19 protein-coding genes and 1 riboswitch are annotated in these 15,320 nt (G+C 33.9%); of the genes, 15 read left to right on the plus strand and 4 right to left on the minus strand.

The features are described 5' to 3' along the window. Positions 1-142: 142 nt before the first annotated feature. Entirely contained in the window at positions 143-1,441 is a 1,299-nt protein-coding gene (locus RST01_RS00005; RefSeq protein ID WP_147193329.1) for an NCS2 family permease, read from the minus strand. 86 nt (positions 1,442-1,527) lie between these two features. Next, positions 1,528-1,628, minus strand: a riboswitch (purine riboswitch). Positions 1,629-1,761: 133 nt separating this feature from the next. Here RST01_RS00005 and RST01_RS15895 point away from each other — a divergent pair. After that, positions 1,762-1,911, plus strand: coding sequence for a hypothetical protein (locus tag RST01_RS15895; RefSeq protein ID WP_184117471.1), 150 nt, complete (start codon positions 1,762-1,764; stop codon positions 1,909-1,911). Positions 1,912-1,951: 40 nt separating this feature from the next. Here RST01_RS15895 and RST01_RS00010 read toward each other — a convergent pair whose 3' ends face one another. Then, entirely contained in the window at positions 1,952-2,143 is a 192-nt protein-coding gene (locus RST01_RS00010) for a hypothetical protein (RefSeq protein ID WP_147193330.1), read from the minus strand. Between the two features lie 134 nt (positions 2,144-2,277). Here RST01_RS00010 and RST01_RS00015 point away from each other — a divergent pair, with 134 nt between their 5' ends. From RST01_RS00015 to RST01_RS00025, 4 genes are all read left to right on the plus strand, one after another. Then, a complete protein-coding gene (locus RST01_RS00015) occupies positions 2,278-2,481 on the plus strand; it encodes a DUF3797 domain-containing protein (RefSeq protein WP_221297921.1) in 204 nt (67 codons plus the stop codon). A gap of 612 nt (positions 2,482-3,093) precedes the next feature. Next, on the plus strand, positions 3,094-3,177 hold the full coding sequence (locus RST01_RS16280; protein WP_223823582.1) for a putative holin-like toxin: 84 nt from the start codon (positions 3,094-3,096) through the stop codon (positions 3,175-3,177). 324 nt (positions 3,178-3,501) lie between these two features. Beyond that, positions 3,502-4,635 carry a DUF4145 domain-containing protein gene (locus tag RST01_RS00020; RefSeq protein WP_147195018.1) on the plus strand — a complete coding sequence of 378 codons (1,134 nt, stop codon included), beginning with the start codon at positions 3,502-3,504 and terminating at the stop codon, positions 4,633-4,635. Positions 4,636-4,777: 142 nt separating this feature from the next. Further along, the gene (locus RST01_RS00025; protein ID WP_147193331.1) at positions 4,778-5,641 is read left to right on the plus strand and encodes a pyridoxamine kinase; all 864 of its coding nucleotides are present in this window, start codon (positions 4,778-4,780) and stop codon (positions 5,639-5,641) included. 24 nt (positions 5,642-5,665) lie between these two features. On the opposite strand, the gene RST01_RS00030 is transcribed toward RST01_RS00025, so the two are convergent. Continuing rightward, positions 5,666-6,205: an ECF transporter S component gene (locus tag RST01_RS00030; RefSeq protein ID WP_147193332.1), complete on the minus strand. Its 540-nt coding sequence runs from the start codon at positions 6,203-6,205 to the stop codon at positions 5,666-5,668. 382 nt (positions 6,206-6,587) lie between these two features. Between RST01_RS00030 and RST01_RS00035 the strand changes: the two genes are divergently transcribed. Then, positions 6,588-8,225 (plus strand): catalase, encoded by a 1,638-nt coding sequence (locus RST01_RS00035; protein ID WP_147193333.1) that lies wholly within the window; start codon positions 6,588-6,590, stop codon positions 8,223-8,225. A 51-nt stretch (positions 8,226-8,276) separates the two neighbouring features. On the opposite strand, the gene RST01_RS00040 is transcribed toward RST01_RS00035, so the two are convergent. Then, positions 8,277-8,873 carry a GNAT family N-acetyltransferase gene (locus RST01_RS00040; protein ID WP_147193334.1) on the minus strand — a complete coding sequence of 199 codons (597 nt, stop codon included), beginning with the start codon at positions 8,871-8,873 and terminating at the stop codon, positions 8,277-8,279. Between the two features lie 261 nt (positions 8,874-9,134). On the opposite strand from RST01_RS00040, the gene RST01_RS00045 reads away from it, so the two are divergent. From RST01_RS00045 to RST01_RS00085, 9 genes are all read left to right on the plus strand, one after another. Then, positions 9,135-9,917, plus strand: a complete 783-nt coding sequence (locus RST01_RS00045) for an MBL fold metallo-hydrolase (RefSeq protein ID WP_147193335.1) — start codon at positions 9,135-9,137, stop codon at positions 9,915-9,917. Positions 9,918-9,944: 27 nt separating this feature from the next. After that, positions 9,945-10,955, plus strand: a complete 1,011-nt coding sequence (locus RST01_RS00050) for a nucleoside-diphosphate kinase (RefSeq protein ID WP_147193336.1) — start codon at positions 9,945-9,947, stop codon at positions 10,953-10,955. Between the two features lie 168 nt (positions 10,956-11,123). Further along, positions 11,124-11,552, plus strand: coding sequence for a GNAT family N-acetyltransferase (locus tag RST01_RS00055; protein ID WP_147193337.1), 429 nt, complete (start codon positions 11,124-11,126; stop codon positions 11,550-11,552). A 15-nt stretch (positions 11,553-11,567) separates the two neighbouring features. Then, entirely contained in the window at positions 11,568-12,098 is a 531-nt protein-coding gene (locus RST01_RS00060) for a GNAT family N-acetyltransferase (protein ID WP_147193338.1), read from the plus strand. Between the two features lie 442 nt (positions 12,099-12,540). Then, positions 12,541-13,311: a GNAT family N-acetyltransferase gene (locus RST01_RS00065; RefSeq protein ID WP_147193339.1), complete on the plus strand. Its 771-nt coding sequence runs from the start codon at positions 12,541-12,543 to the stop codon at positions 13,309-13,311. 302 nt (positions 13,312-13,613) lie between these two features. Then, entirely contained in the window at positions 13,614-13,964 is a 351-nt protein-coding gene (locus RST01_RS00070; RefSeq protein WP_147193340.1) for a DUF2200 domain-containing protein, read from the plus strand. A gap of 160 nt (positions 13,965-14,124) precedes the next feature. After that, positions 14,125-14,601: a DUF2975 domain-containing protein gene (locus RST01_RS00075; RefSeq protein WP_147193341.1), complete on the plus strand. Its 477-nt coding sequence runs from the start codon at positions 14,125-14,127 to the stop codon at positions 14,599-14,601. A gap of 10 nt (positions 14,602-14,611) precedes the next feature. Next, positions 14,612-14,827, plus strand: a complete 216-nt coding sequence (locus RST01_RS00080) for a helix-turn-helix domain-containing protein (RefSeq protein WP_066787531.1) — start codon at positions 14,612-14,614, stop codon at positions 14,825-14,827. A gap of 69 nt (positions 14,828-14,896) precedes the next feature. Beyond that, positions 14,897-15,271 (plus strand): DUF3997 domain-containing protein, encoded by a 375-nt coding sequence (locus tag RST01_RS00085; RefSeq protein ID WP_147193342.1) that lies wholly within the window; start codon positions 14,897-14,899, stop codon positions 15,269-15,271. The last annotated feature ends 49 nt before the right edge of the window (positions 15,272-15,320 follow it).

Below are 15,320 nucleotides of genomic sequence, written 5' to 3' on the forward strand. Positions count from 1 at the left end.
AATGAGTGACCTAAAATAGAGTCCGAGTGTCCTAATCGAATAATGCGAAATATTTACATACCAATTAAAGTACACATCCATCCGCACTACGCCCTAAAGATCCAAAAAGCGCCAAATGAGAAATATCCATTTGGCGCTTCTGCTATTTAACTATAAAAATAAAATACAAAATGAACAATAGTGCAAGAACATACATTATCGGATGGAGCTCTTTACCACGTTTTTGCATAAGCAAAGCTAATGGATAGAGAATAAAGCCGAACGCTAATCCAAGTGCAACACTAGAAGTGAGTGGCATCATAATAATGGTTAAAAATGATGGAATCGCTACTTCTGCACGTGACCAATTAATGTTTTGTAGATTCATAGCCATTAATCCGCCCACAATAATTAAAGCAGGTGCTGTTACCTCGTTTGTGATAACGGAAAGGATAGGTGAGAAGAATAATGCGATCGCAAAGCATACGGCAGTAATGACAGAAGTAAAACCTGTTCTTCCACCTACTGCAATACCAGCAGATGATTCAACACTGGTTGCAGGTGTTGAGGTACCGAGTATTGCACCAATTGCTCCAGCAGAAGAATCGGCTAGCAGTGCACGTCCGATTTTCGGAATTTTGTTGTCTTTCATAATGCCTGCTTGGCTAGTTAAAGCAATTAAAGCACCAGCAGTATCGAAAAACGCAACAAAAAGGAAAGTGAAAATCACGGCTAATACTTCAGGAGAGAAAATATCATGCAGGTGAGGAAATACCACACCAAAAGTTGGTTTAAGACTTGGGATTGTCCCCATAATATGCGTTGGGATTTTTACTAAGCCAGTCAACATACCTATAATAGTAGAAATAATCATCCCGTAAAAAATAGCACCCTTCACATTGCGGACTAACATAAGGATGGTGATGACTAAACCAAAAACGGCAAGGCCAGTTGTCGGAGAAGTTAAGTGACCTATGGATACAAAAGTATCTTTATTCGGGATAATAATTTTTGCATTTTTAAAACCGATAAATGCGATGAAAAACCCAATGCCCGCTGCTATGGCATGTTTCAAATCTTCTGGTATCGCATTAATTATTTTCTCCCGTATTTTTAATAAACTTAAAATGATGAAAATGACGCCTGCTACAAAAACCCCAGTCAAAGCAACTTCCCATTTAATTCCCATACCTATACAAACAGAGAACGTAAAAAACGAATTCAACCCCATACTTGGTGCAATAGCTATCGGATAGTTTGCTAGAAGTCCAATAAGTAATGATCCTATGATAGCAGTTAGCGCAGTTGCGGTGAAAATAGCCCCCTTGTCCATTCCAGTTTGGCTAAGGATTAAAGGATTGACTACCAAAATATAAGCAATTGAAAGGAATGTGGTAACCCCAGCCAATGTCTCTTGCTTATAGCTGGTATTCCTCTCAGTAAATTGAAAAAAGTGTTTCATGATGTCTATCTCCTATTCTTTTATATAAAAAAACTTTGGCTACCAAGTGCCAAAGTCATCTACAAAGGAATAAAAAATAATTATTTCATTTATTTGATATTCCTTGTAGACAAGCTATTTATGGTAGCTGGTAGAAACGATCAAGCCTTATTCTTGAACTTATACAAGGATATTTAGGTTTTAAAAGTAATAGAAAGATAATATCAAGATTTAATGTATACGTCAATATAAGCTGCAAAATTTATCGAATAATGTCGAAGTTGAATAATGTATAAATGATGAAAATAAATACAAGATAAGCTTTGATAGGAGGTTTTTTAATGGTAAATAAAAAAGGCAACAAGCAACATAACAAGGGGAAAGAAGAATACAGTAATGAATTTATAGAGGAAGAAAAAGTGCCAAAAAAGATGACGTTTAAGGAAAAAAAGGAAAAGGCCATTGAAGTTGCAAGCCAAAATTTGCAATGATATTTAGAAGCCTTAATGAAAATCATTAAGGCTTCTAGTATTACTTGTTTACTCTCTCATCCGATTGCTTATTGATTTCAGCAATGGCTTTTTCTCTCCATTCAGCCGCAAATTCTTCACGGAAGTTGTCAGGACTATTATACGGAGAATTAGTATTTCGGTAATCTTTAGCATTAGGCAGTTGGCTATTATTGTTTTTATTCTTTGCTTTATAACCACACTTTTTTGGCATGTTAGATCACCTCCTACATAAAATAAGTTGCTCTTTTTCCTTCATTTTATGCTAAGTCTTTTGCCGCTCTCTTTTCACATATTAACCAGTATTGCATATGCTAAATGGTATATGAAGAGGGAAGGGGACAGAAAATGAGTTATAAATACAAAGAAGCAGAATATGATAATCTAAATTTGATTAAGAAATTAGTGAGCGATTACGAAATATGCCCAGAGTGCGGAAGTGTAGGAAGCAGCGGGAGAGATGGAACAATGAAATACAATAACAAACAGGGTAAATTTGAAAGAACATGCAAGTGTGGATGGGAAGCCAAAGTTGAGATAGAAAAGTTATAAATAATCAAAACGATCAAGCCAAAGTAAATGCGTTAAATCTAGTAATAATTAAAAAATACATAAAATGTTTTTTCTAAATTAAATAATGGCAGAAAACTCAGTAATCAACTTTCAAAAGTTTAGTTGTAAATTAGCTTCTCAAAAGGAATTTATTCCTATTTGGGAAGCTATTAGATATGTACATGCAAATAATTATTTTCTAAAAGAGGTAGTTATTATTGTTAACATTCAGGTGGAATGAGATTGTTTTATCCAAAAGTATTTTCGAGAAAAGTGAAAAATGGTGATAGTATAGGGGATGATATTATAAGGAAACAATTGAAACAATATTTAGGAATTGAATTACATATCTAATAGTAGTAAACCGCTTAATGTATAACATATGAGCGGCTTTTTTATGGTTAAAAGCGATAAAAAGAATAAGTAAAATGGGATATTTGTAATTAAAATAAATAAATTATTTTCAATAATACGATTTTATAGCAAAAAGAACGTATGTTTGGTATAATGTTGATAGATAGTACGGTACTCAAGGGTGGTTGGCTTGCTCCTAAATAGATCAGACTAATTTGTCCATAACGTGTGGCATCGTCTGTACAAGGAGGTGATGCCATGACGGTATATGAATCATTAACGTTTGCGATTGCATTCGCTACCTTAATCATTACAATTCTGTCATTCAACCATAAAAAATAACCCATCCTTGAGTTAACGGCTCTGATGGGTTGTCATATCCTAAATGAGCTAGTCCCCCCTACCGGGAACCAACTATCATCTATTTAACCGTCCGATGCTCCAACATCGGCGGTCTTTTTAATATATGTAGTTCTACTTTTAGTATACGAGTATACTGACTATATTTCAAGTTTTGTGTCCGGACATTCACAATAGTAGATGTCTTGTTGGTCGATTGGTAGTTTCGTTTTTAACTAAAGATGGTATGAAAAGGAGAAAGACATGAAATTTGAAAAGTGATTTTAACTCGACCATAGATAAAAGATAGGATGTGTATGTCTTGTGATGTTAGAACGTATAGAGGAATACAATGATAAAGAAAATGAAGCAGATTCTTATTTTTATGCATTTTTAGAACCGATTTCACCCAAAATGGCTCAATTGGCTAAAGAACTAGAAAATACAATTTTCAATAGTCCACGCATGATGTTGACTCATTCTAGGGTGTTATCGGAGTACATCTTGAAGCAAGTCATTAAAATTAAAAAATTTGAAGAACCAGCAGATAATCTGCTAGACAGAATTAATTTATTACAGCATAAAGGGTGCTTGGCAGAAGACATTTGCAATGCCTTACACCATGTGAGAAAAATGGGTAACCAAGCAGCACATGAAACCCGAGCATTCCGATTCTCTGAAGCCTTATTATCATGGGAAGCACTATATAAAATTATCAAATGGTATGTGGACACATATGTAGATGCAAAATTTAAAGTCCCCCCTTATCAAGATCCGCTACCGACAAATCAAAACCAATCTGCAACAGAAGTAATTGAAGATAGATTACAATCACTTGAAGAACTTCTTATGTCGCTAAAAGAAAGAGAAGAAGGAAAAGAAGAAGAGGAAGAAGAAGTACAAGGAGACGAGGATCGAGTTATTCGAGCAATATCCTATCAGGGTCAGCAAATTGATATACCTTATTTTCTTAGAGATATTTATTTGTTGCCACAGCGATTTCCTCATGCAGAGAAATTCTTAATCCGCTTAGGTGCAGAGCAACAGGTCCGTGTGATGAGTGAACTGCCTAGTAATTTAAATGATTTAAAGCAACATTTAAAAAGAAACCAAGAGCAGAATATAGAAAACCTTTTTAAGGATTTAAAAGTATTTGTTGAAGAAGAAGTAGAGCGTAGAAGAGTCCAAATGGAAAACGAGGGAAAATTATTTTTATTTTTTAAGGACCAGTACATTGTTATAACTGACGAACTTTCTATTATCAAGCTTTCAAACAACGAATTTCAAGGAATTCCTCAACTTATCAGGCAGTTAAATGAGGATGATATTTGTACAGTAGGTCAGCTCCCAAAGGAATTAGTGATCTTAACTAAATATGATAAGGTTGGTAAGGGGACGGTTGAAAAATTATTTAATCAATTGATTGAAAAGCAAAAAAACATTCAGAAAGCAGCACTGTAATAAAAGTTTTAAGTTAGATAACCCAATTGTTTGAGAAAAGAACATTGGGCTATCTTTTTTAATGCTAGTTTAATTACCAATGATAAGTGAAAATGATATACTACTTATACTTACAATTTTTTGTTTTAAGTAGGGAGGCAATATGAAGAAGGTTGCAATCATACAAGATCTATCATCTTTCGGCAAATGCTCACTAACTGCTGCTATTCCAGTACTTTCTGTAATGGGCGTACAGGCTTGTCCTTTGCCAACAGCTATATTGTCAGCACAAACAGATTATCCTAGTTTTTTCTTTGAAGATTTTACAGATAAGATTCCTCACTTTATTGAAGAGTGGAGCAGTATGGATGCGAGATTTGATGGTATACATACAGGATTTGTCACCGGAAGAAAACAAATAGATCATATTTTTAAATTCTTGGAAAAATTTCAAACCGAAAATACACATCTATTGGTAGATCCAGTGATGGGAGATGGGGGAACAGCCTACAAACTTTATACCGATAATTTACTCTCTAGAATGAGAGAGCTCGTAAAATCAGCGTATGTTATCACACCAAATGTTACAGAGTGCTGTTTATTAACAGGTTTATCCTATGAAAAATTATATAGTTATCAAAATGATGATTTTATACAAGCGTTAGAAGAAGCAGGTAAGAACCTACAACTAGTAACCGGAGCTAAAGTAATTATTACTGGAGTTACTCCGCCTAAGTACGAGGGGACAGGCCGCTTCATTGGGAATATGTACATAGATAGAGAAGCAATAAACTATAAAGCTATGCCGTACAATGGATTAAGTTATTCGGGTACTGGTGATTTGTTTGCTTCGGTCATTATGGGTGGGTTAATGCGAGGAGATCATCTTAGTGATTCAGTACATCTTGCAGAATCGTTTCTAGCTGCTGCCATACAAGATACTTCAAGAGAAGACGTCCCCAAAATAGCTGGAGTTAACTTTGAAAAATTTTTAGGTATGCTTCTTAAAAAAAACACACCTCTCTAGTGCTAGAGGTGTGTTTTTTTGTTCTCATTTAAATGTTGGTATTTTTTTTAAGAACATACAGACCGGAATGGATACAAGTAGTCCAATAGCATTTTGAACAATGTCTCCAGGAATAGATGCGGCTGGTGCAATCCAATTTCCATAAAGGAAGCCTTCACCAATAAAGTAAACAGCAATCATTGGAGGCATGGAAATAATCGTTGCAATAAGGTTGAGCATTAAGCTGTTACCACTTCGTCCTCTTGACCAAGCGATCTTGCCTACAATAAAACCTTGTAAGCCACGTGCAACAAAGGAAATTGGTGCCCAAAGCGTCCAGCCTGAAACCAAATCAAACAGTCCCATCCCAAAAGCGCCGGCAATTGCTCCTTTTTTTGGGCCAAATAAAATGGAAATAATAAATAGCATGCCTGTACCGAGATGAACCAACCCGCCATTTGCTGTAATCGGCAACTTTATATTTAGTAGCATGGTGGCTACGAAAACTAAAGCTATTGACATGGCACTTGTAATTAAATCAAACGTTCGAATTCTATTTGTGGAATGCCCCATTGTTTTTTGCATACTTTTCCCCCTAATAAATCCTCAGCTATCACCTTAAAAATAAAAAAGCTGAATTCTTTAAATTATTTAATAAACTGAACTGTAAATAAGATTATCAAATGGTTGATCTTTTTAAAAGTATCAATTTTCATAAATTTAAAGGGGCCAGCACGATATGAAAACCTCTAAAAATAAACAGCAATACAATAATTTTTTAAAATTATAAATACTATAAACCTCGATAGTCTACTTATGCTTATAAAAAGTTTGACACTAACACGAAACTATATATCCTACTAAATTGTCGTAATTCCTTTTTTAAATTAACTAAAAATGAGTTACTTGGTATAAATTTTGGGGAGAAGGGGTAGAAAAGAAGTAGAAGTAAAAGGAGGTAATAGGTTTGTCTGAGAATAAAAAACAAAATAAAAAGCAAGAAGTAGAGCGCGAAACATTAACGACTCGGCAAGGTCATCCTGTAACGGATAATCAAAATATCCGAACAGTTGGTAACAGAGGTCCAGCAACACTTGAAAATTACCACTTCATTGAAAAAATATCACATTTCGATCGTGAGGAAGTACCAGAACGTGTTGTACATGCCAGAGGAAGCGGTGCATTCGGCTATTTTGAGACATATGGTAAAGTAGGGAATGAGCCAGTTGAGAAATATACACGAGCAAAGGTATTCTCGGGTAAAGGTAAAAGAACACCTTTGATGGTTCGCTTTTCGACAGTAGCAGGTGCTAAGGACTCACCTGAAACTGAACGCGATCCTCGTGGTTTTGCTGTGAAAATGTATACAGAAGATGGAAACTGGGATTTGGTCGGCAATAATTTAAAGATCTTTTTTATTCGTGATGCGATGAAGTTTCCGGATATGATTCACGCCTTTAAAGCAGATCCAGCTTCAAATGTGCCAAACCCACAAAGAATGTTTGATTTTGTAGCGAGAACACCTGAAGCTACACATATGATTACTTTCTTGTTCTCTACTTGGGGAATTCCAGCAACATATCGCCATATGCAAGGTTCTGGTGTTAATACGTATAAATGGGTGAATGAAAAAGGCGAAGCAGTATTAGTAAAATACCATTGGGAACCGAAGCAAGGTATTCGAAATCTAACACAAGAAGAAGCACATCAAATTCAAAGTAAAAATGTAGGGCATGCAACGCAGGATTTATATGAGGCAATTGAGCGTGGAGATTATCCAGAATGGGAATTATATGTTCAAATTATGGAGGATGATTATCATCCAGAACTTGATTTTGATCCTTTAGATGATACAAAGCTTTGGCCGGAAGACAAATTCCCATGGCAACCAGTTGGGCGCATGGTATTAGATCGAAATCCGGTTAATTTCCATGAAGAAATTGAACAAGCTGCATTTGGTACAGGTGTTCTAGTAGATGGCATGGATTTCTCTGATGATAAAATGCTCCAAGGCAGAACATTTTCTTATTCAGACACACAACGTTACCGTATCGGGTCGAATTATCTTAAATTAGATGTCAATGCACCAAAAGTTCCTGTGCATACAAACCAGCAACGTGGCCAAATGGATACTAGAGATCCTCAAGAGTCTGGTGAAAATCCTCACATTAATTATGAGCCTTCAGTACTTGGTGGTTTTAAAGAGGCAAGCAAAGAGGAACGTATACAACATCGTCCATCTTATAATGCTCAAGTTATGAGCGAGCCAATTGACCGACCAAATAACTATGGACAAGCAGGCGAAACTTACCGAAGTTTTAAAGATTGGGAACGTGATGAGCTCATCAACAACTTATCTAATGCGCTTGCTATTTGTGACAAAAGAATTCAAGATGCTATGATTGAACATTTTTCACAAGCCGATGAAGATTATGGTCGTCGTGTTAAAGAAGGTATTCAAGAAAAAATGAAAGAGTTAAAACAAACTGAAACAAAACTTCCTGGCCGAGAAGCGGGAATTTCTAAATATGGGGAAGGCACTAGAGCTGCCAATGAAGCTACAAAAGAAGCTGTAGATAAGAGCCATAAAGCTGATCCATATTAAATAAAAGTGATAAAGCCTCCCTAAACCAATTATGGTGTAGGGAGGCTTTATTTAGGAATTATTAATGGGTAGAAAAATTAACTTTTCAAAACAAACGCACTCATGAATCCGCTTATTATCTTTAAATTGTTCGATATTTTCCCCTACATAATGAGAGAAAGTATTTACTAAGTATAAATCAGGTATGCTGCTTTTAATGCGGGAATGCAACTCATCTTCTTCCAAATAAACGTGATAATAGAAATCTACAATATTAAATTGCATTTTTTTATACCAGTTTTGTACCCAAAGATCATTGCGAGTCCATGCCTCCAAACGATTTAACCCTAATTTCATCGCTCTAGTTTCTGCTGTAACGAGTAGTTGCTGTCCAATCCCTTGTCGGTAAAAATCAGGATGGACGGCGATATGCCAAATCATTCCCCCTAAACCTTCACCGCGAGAACATACTGTTTGCTCTTCTGCATATTCAACATCAATCAAACCAACAATTTGCCCATCATGCTCTGCAACTAGCTCAATAGATGGATTTTGATAGTGTTCTTTCTTCGCTAAAACATTATCAAAATAAGCCGTCTGCAAAAATGCAAGCGCACGACATCTTATCCAACCAGTTTCATCTCGCTTGTTATAGTCTCTAATTATCAATTTTTCCTCCGTTTTTAAGGACCACGCAGTTTATAGGGCAGTTATACGTGAACCCTTACAAGTAATGTACCCCGCATATTGAATTTAAGTTTGTCATTATATAACGCCCCCTTTACTTATAGTTATTTTAATTATATCAGAATATTAAGACTTTACGAGGTGTTAATATAAAATCCATTTATTATCATAAATTAAAGGATTTGGTGCATAAGCAAACGAATGTTATAAAGAATACATGTAAATTAACTTGGAGGCTTAGTTATGCTGAACGATAAATGGTTTACTGTGCAACAGATTGATACACATACATATGCAATTAGCGAATATGGACACTGGGAGAAAGTACATTCATTTTTATTGTTAGGTAATGATAAAGCTGTACTTATTGATACAGGACTAGGAATTGATAATATAAAAAGAATTACAAACCAATTAACAGATTTACCAATTGAAGTTCTTACAACACATGTCCATGCTGACCATATAGGAAGCCATGGAGAGTTTGAACATATTTTTGTCCATGAAGGGGATAAAGATTGGTTAGTGAATGGTATTAAAGGCTTGTCTATTGAGCAGATACGAAAAGATATAAGCAGAGGTATAACATTACCTACCCCTAAAACATTTGATGCAGCAACATATAAACCATACCAAGGAGAACCAACAGGCTTATTACATCATGGAGATGTAATCGAGTTAGGGAATAGAAGGCTGGTTATCTACCATACGCCTGGGCATTCACCGGGTCACCTTTCGATTTTTGATGAAACTAATGGATATTTGTTTACAGGAGATTTATTATATGATGAAACACCAATATATGCTTTTTATCCATCGACCAACCCTGTAGATTTAGTCAACTCGTTAGATAAAATATCAAAGATTCCAAATGTCACGATCGTTTTCGGATCACATAACACATTAGGACTCAAACCTAAAATTTTAGAAGAAGTAAAATTGGCAGTTGAGTATTTGTGGGCAAATAAGCTTGTTAAATTTGGTACAGGTATCCACCAATTTAACGGGTTCAGTATTCATTTTTAATTCTAAAAACTTATAGGGGCGTTTTAAATGGACAATAGTATGGATTATGGTTTGGCTATTTTAAAACCGGATGGAGTAATTAAGCCAAAGGTATACGACAGTTTTAAAAGAGAATTAGAAAAAAACAACCTGGAGATTGTTTTTGAAAAAAGGGCTCAACTACAAAAAAAAGATATTCTATCTCATTTTTCCTCTCCATTTAATATGGATGAGTATGCTGATTATTTATCTAGTGGTGAAATTATTTCCTTTCTGGTAAGAGGTCATGGAGCTTCACACAAATTAAGAGAAATTAAGTTGGAATTCCGTAAAGAATATGGTTTTACATCAAATGATATGAGAAATCTTTTGCATACTGCTGATCATGGTAACGAATATAATTTGCAGTTTAAGTTGTTATTTCCATCCTGCAACATTGTTGTATATTCGCAGTATGCAGATTTAACTGTGAAATTAAATGGTTCTAATAATGAAATACTTAATCAATTACTAAAAATAGATCAGGAATCTAATTTAAAGCATATTGGGTTGTTATGTGAAGATTATTCTATAATTGAAGTAGTAAGGGAATTTAATAAACTAAAAAGCGGAAAACTAGAAGTGATTATGGTTTATGTCTATAAAACTAATTTTAAAGATATCAATATTGAATTACTAGGATACTTACCATTGAAAAAGACTCCAACAGTTAGTGCTAGACCTATGCATGGATTCATAACTGAATTTTTCGAATGGATACGATATAATGAAGGTTTAGTTATCCTTAATTATCTGCCTTTAAAGAACATAAGCTCTGAGATGTTAAATTATTTGAAGGCTTTAGGTTTATGTGGAGTTCAAGTTTACGATCCTAGGCGTACTTTGACAGAAGCTGAAATTCTTGAAGATATAGTAGAGGATGATTTTGGCCTTTTTGTAAGTGGAGGTACTAATGGATTTGATGTAGCTGGTGCAATCTCAATAGGAAAATACGAATTTAATCAATTAACCAATTTATATTTGCCAGAAGAAAAAGTAAAACCTCAAAAATTGCATTAAAGCAGGGAAGAACGCTATTCAGTGCATAAGAAGACATACGATAAAAAAGATGGTAGGGTCAAAAGCGGTTTGGTTCGCTAAATCGTTTGAAGATAGGAAAAAGGTGTTTACAATAATTATATGTGAGGCAAGATAAGAATTTCCCTCTCAGAATAAGGAGATTTTAAAATGTATAATTTTAAAAAGATTGATAACGAGAATTTACTTGAAACATTCCCATTAATAACTCAACTCCGTACAGATATAAGCGAAAAGGACTGTGTAAGTCTATTTAAAGTAATGCAAAGTGAGGGGTATCAAATGATAGCTCTTACTGATCACGGAGTTATTAAAGCTATAGCTGGCTTTAAAATCCAAACAAATTTTTATAACAAAAAACATTTGTTTTTATATGATTTAGTAACAGAATCCTCAGATAGATCAAAGGGATACGGAAATGCAATGATGACATATCTAGAAGAAATAGCTCTAAAACATCAATGCATATATATTGCATTAGAATCGGGATTAGCTCGATTAGACGCACATAGATTTTATGAAGATAAAAATAACTTTGATAAATTTTGCTATTCGTTTAGAAAACCTCTAAATACATAGAAGGGAGCGTATAAGATGAAGGAGCTAGACTCAGAAAGAGTAAGGATTGTACCATTAGACGCTGAAAGCTTAAGATTATTTATTGATGATATATGTAAGCTACAGGATGTTTTCCATTTGGAAAAAAGTGAATTACTTTTGGATGAAGAAATAAAAGATGCGATGAAATATAGATTATCTAAAGTATTGATAGATTCCTCAAACTATTATTGGCATACTAATTGGCTCATAATATCCAAGGAGCTAAATTCTATTATAGGAGGAATTATGTTAAAAGGGTTACCCGATGAAAATGGTGAGGTTATTATTGGGTATTTCACCTTCCCTTGTTACCAAGGGAAGGGATATATGACAGAGACAATTAAGATATTAGCGTCTTGGATTTTAGATCAGCCTCTCGTTAAACGTGTAATTGCTGATACGGAAAAGAAAAATAAAGCTTCACACAAAGTATTAGAAAAAAATGGAGCGAGATTATATAAAGAAACTGAGGACTTATATTTCTGGGAGTTATCTAAGAAAACTATGAATCTTCACATAGAGTGATTTCCTAACTAAATTATAGTTTAACAATAACGAGCCTTGATCAATTATTGCTTAGACTTTTTCCCTATTCTGCAGTATTTAATAATCGCAGGAATTACAACAAATACAACTATCCCAACTATTATTGCTATAAAAGTACGTGGGCTAATAACATTTGTTAAGAAAAGCAACAGTAGAGTAACAAGAAAAAATATTCGCCAATAGAATAGAAAGTTCTTCAAGACTATTCACCTCCTAATGAACATGTTAATTCCCTATTCAATAAGTATTTTCTTTGCTATGTATGTTCTAGGTTTAAATTAAACAATTTTAGTATTCGCAAAATAGAATATAATCTTTCCCTTGACTAAGAAGTATACCATTTTAATTATGCTATATTAAAAGATATGTTGAATGAGTATTGAAGTGATTTATTGACAATATTTGAAGGGGTTTATTGGTAATGATCATACTAGATACAAATGAATATAAAAATGTAAAAATAAATTTAAATGGCACTAGATGTCCAACGTTCGTTTATTCAATATTGGATGGATACATTCCAGGGAAAGTTTATGCAGATTCTCATTTGCATCAAACAGTCCTTTTTGAAACAACAATAGGTATCTATTCTATAGTAGGCGCAACAGAAAACGTAGAATTTAATAATTTTCTTTTTAATTTTTATAGAAGAAGGAAAGAAGAAGGATTACGATTCACCCTCTTTTCTTCTTCGGAAATATGGGATTCAGTAATAATGGGAGAGTTTGAAAAAGAAATAAGACATTTGGTCAGATTTTCATTTAATTATGATGCTAACAAGGAAGTAGCCAATGTAATCAAATTACCTATTAACTATTCTCTAAAAAAGATAAACTCAGCAGTAATAGAGAATAGCCAGGAATTTGATAAGAATTATTATGAGGCGTACTGGGGATCTATTGGCAATTATGAAGAGAAGGGCTTTGGGTATGCTATTCTCCATGATGCAAAAGTAATTAGCGAATGCACGTCAATTTTTGCTTCTGAACAATTTGCGGAAATTGATATTGCTACTCATAACGACTATAGAGGACAAGGGTTAGCGAAAATTATCGCTAAGATTTTTATTAACCATAGTTTGAAAAATAATATAATTCCTCGATGGGATTGTGATATATCCAATACAACATCTATAAAATTAGCAAAGAAGTTAGGATTTACTAACCCTATAAAATATTCAATTTTTACATAGAATTTAACAGGTTTAAAGGAGCGATTAACATGTACGAAGTAAAAAATGCTTACTTTTTTCTTTATGATACTTCCACTCTCATTCTAGCTGGTTGTTTTATTCTTGCATTTTTTTTAACAATATTTTGGATTAGTCGAAAGAAAAAAGTGAAAAATAGTAACGATTAAGCTATTCAGCTGAAAGAGGAATTGCTTTAGAAGGTTATGGTATCTTGGCAGTAGCGGGAAATTTAATTAGTGTGCTGTATTTAACATACAAGAAAAAATATTTAGATAAAAGCGAAGGGTAGAGGTAGAGATACTATGGTTAAACATAAAATATATACAATGAGCGTTGCCAGTGTTTATCCTCATTATGTTAATAAAGCAGAGAAAAAGGGTCGGACAAAGAAAGATGTTGACGAAATCATTTGCTGGTTGACAGGTTATAACGAGGGAGAGCTAAAAGGACAATTGGATCAAGGCTCGGATTTTGAGACATTCTTTGCAAAAGCCCCTCATTTGAATCCAGCACGAAGATTAATTAAAGGGGTAGTTTGCGGTATCAGAGTAGAAGATATTGAAGAACCATTGATGCAAGAAATCCGTTATTTAGATAAGATGATTGATGAGCTAGCTAAAGGGAAAGCGTTGGGGAAAATTTTACGCGGATGAGTTCTCATAAGGATGAAAAGACCGCCAATTTGGTGGTTTTTTATTTGTTTTAATATTAAAGCAACGATACTTATTTAATGTAATATAATATTTATTTATTGTTTTTCAATAAATATTGTGTTAGTTTTTTAGAGAGGAATAAAAAAGTGAGGTGTTCTTTTTGAAAACAGGATCAACATTATTTTTGAAAATTGCTATTTTCTTGATGGGAATTCCAGTTCTTGCTCTCTGTATTTATTTAGTGTCTTGGTTACCAAATAATCCAGTGAATCCCGATTACAGCGGTATGTTATATCCTGTTTTGGTAGTGATTTTTGTATCAGCTATTCCATTTTATCTGGCTCTGTTTAAATCATATTGTCTGTTAAATTATATTGATAAGAATCAATCTTTTTCTCAGATATCTATTAATGCTTTAAAGAGTATAAAGTATTGTGCCGTTACTATCAGTTTTCTATATGTAGTCATCATGCCATTCGTTTATCTTATTGCAGAAAAGGATGACGCTCCAGGTTTGATTGTCATGGGGATGGTACCAATTTTTGCTTCTTTAGTAATTGCAGTCTTTGCAGCAGTTTTGCAAAAGCTTTTACAAGAAGCCGTATATTTTAAATCAGAAAACGATTTAACAGTCTGAGGTGAAAGTAATGGGCATAATAGTAAATGTTGATGTGATGTTAGCTAAAAGGAAAATGAGTGTTACTGAACTTTCAGAGAAAGTAGGCATTACGATGGCGAATCTTTCAATACTGAAAAATGGAAAAGCAAAAGCAATCAGGTTTTCAACCTTAGACGCAATTTGTAAGGCATTGGAATGTCAACCTGGCGATATTCTTGAATATAAAAGTGATGAAGAAGTTTAAACAGCAGTTGCTTTTAATTAATATTCGAATATAAATAAATATTGGTTATCTTAGGCAGGTTTTATCAAAATGAATAAAAAAGTTATTCTATTCTTTGGGGTTATGTTATTAGTTAGTGGTTGTGCAGGCTTAGCTGATTATGATGTTGATTTGCCAGGGAATTACTCCATCATTAGAACTTCTGGACATGAAATCACCATTGCTCACAAAACTGATATTGGGTGGGGGCCAGCCGTAGTTCCTACTGAAATAATTAAAGCGGGTTGGAACAAAAACTATGTAATTGCTAAACAGAAAGATTTAGAAGGTAACGAGTTATATTTTTGGATAATTAATATAAAGACAGGAAATAAAGAAAAATTTCTAAATAAGAATGAGTTTAAAATTAAGTTAAAAAAATATAATATAAACGTAAAAATGAAAGATGTGGATTCTTTGAGATGAAAAGCCAGTATTCTCTCAGCGATAGCGACACAATTTGCCCAAAAAATCA

The sequence above is a fragment of the Rummeliibacillus stabekisii genome (assembly GCF_007988965.1).
Lineage (GTDB): Bacteria > Bacillota > Bacilli > Bacillales_A > Planococcaceae > Rummeliibacillus > Rummeliibacillus stabekisii.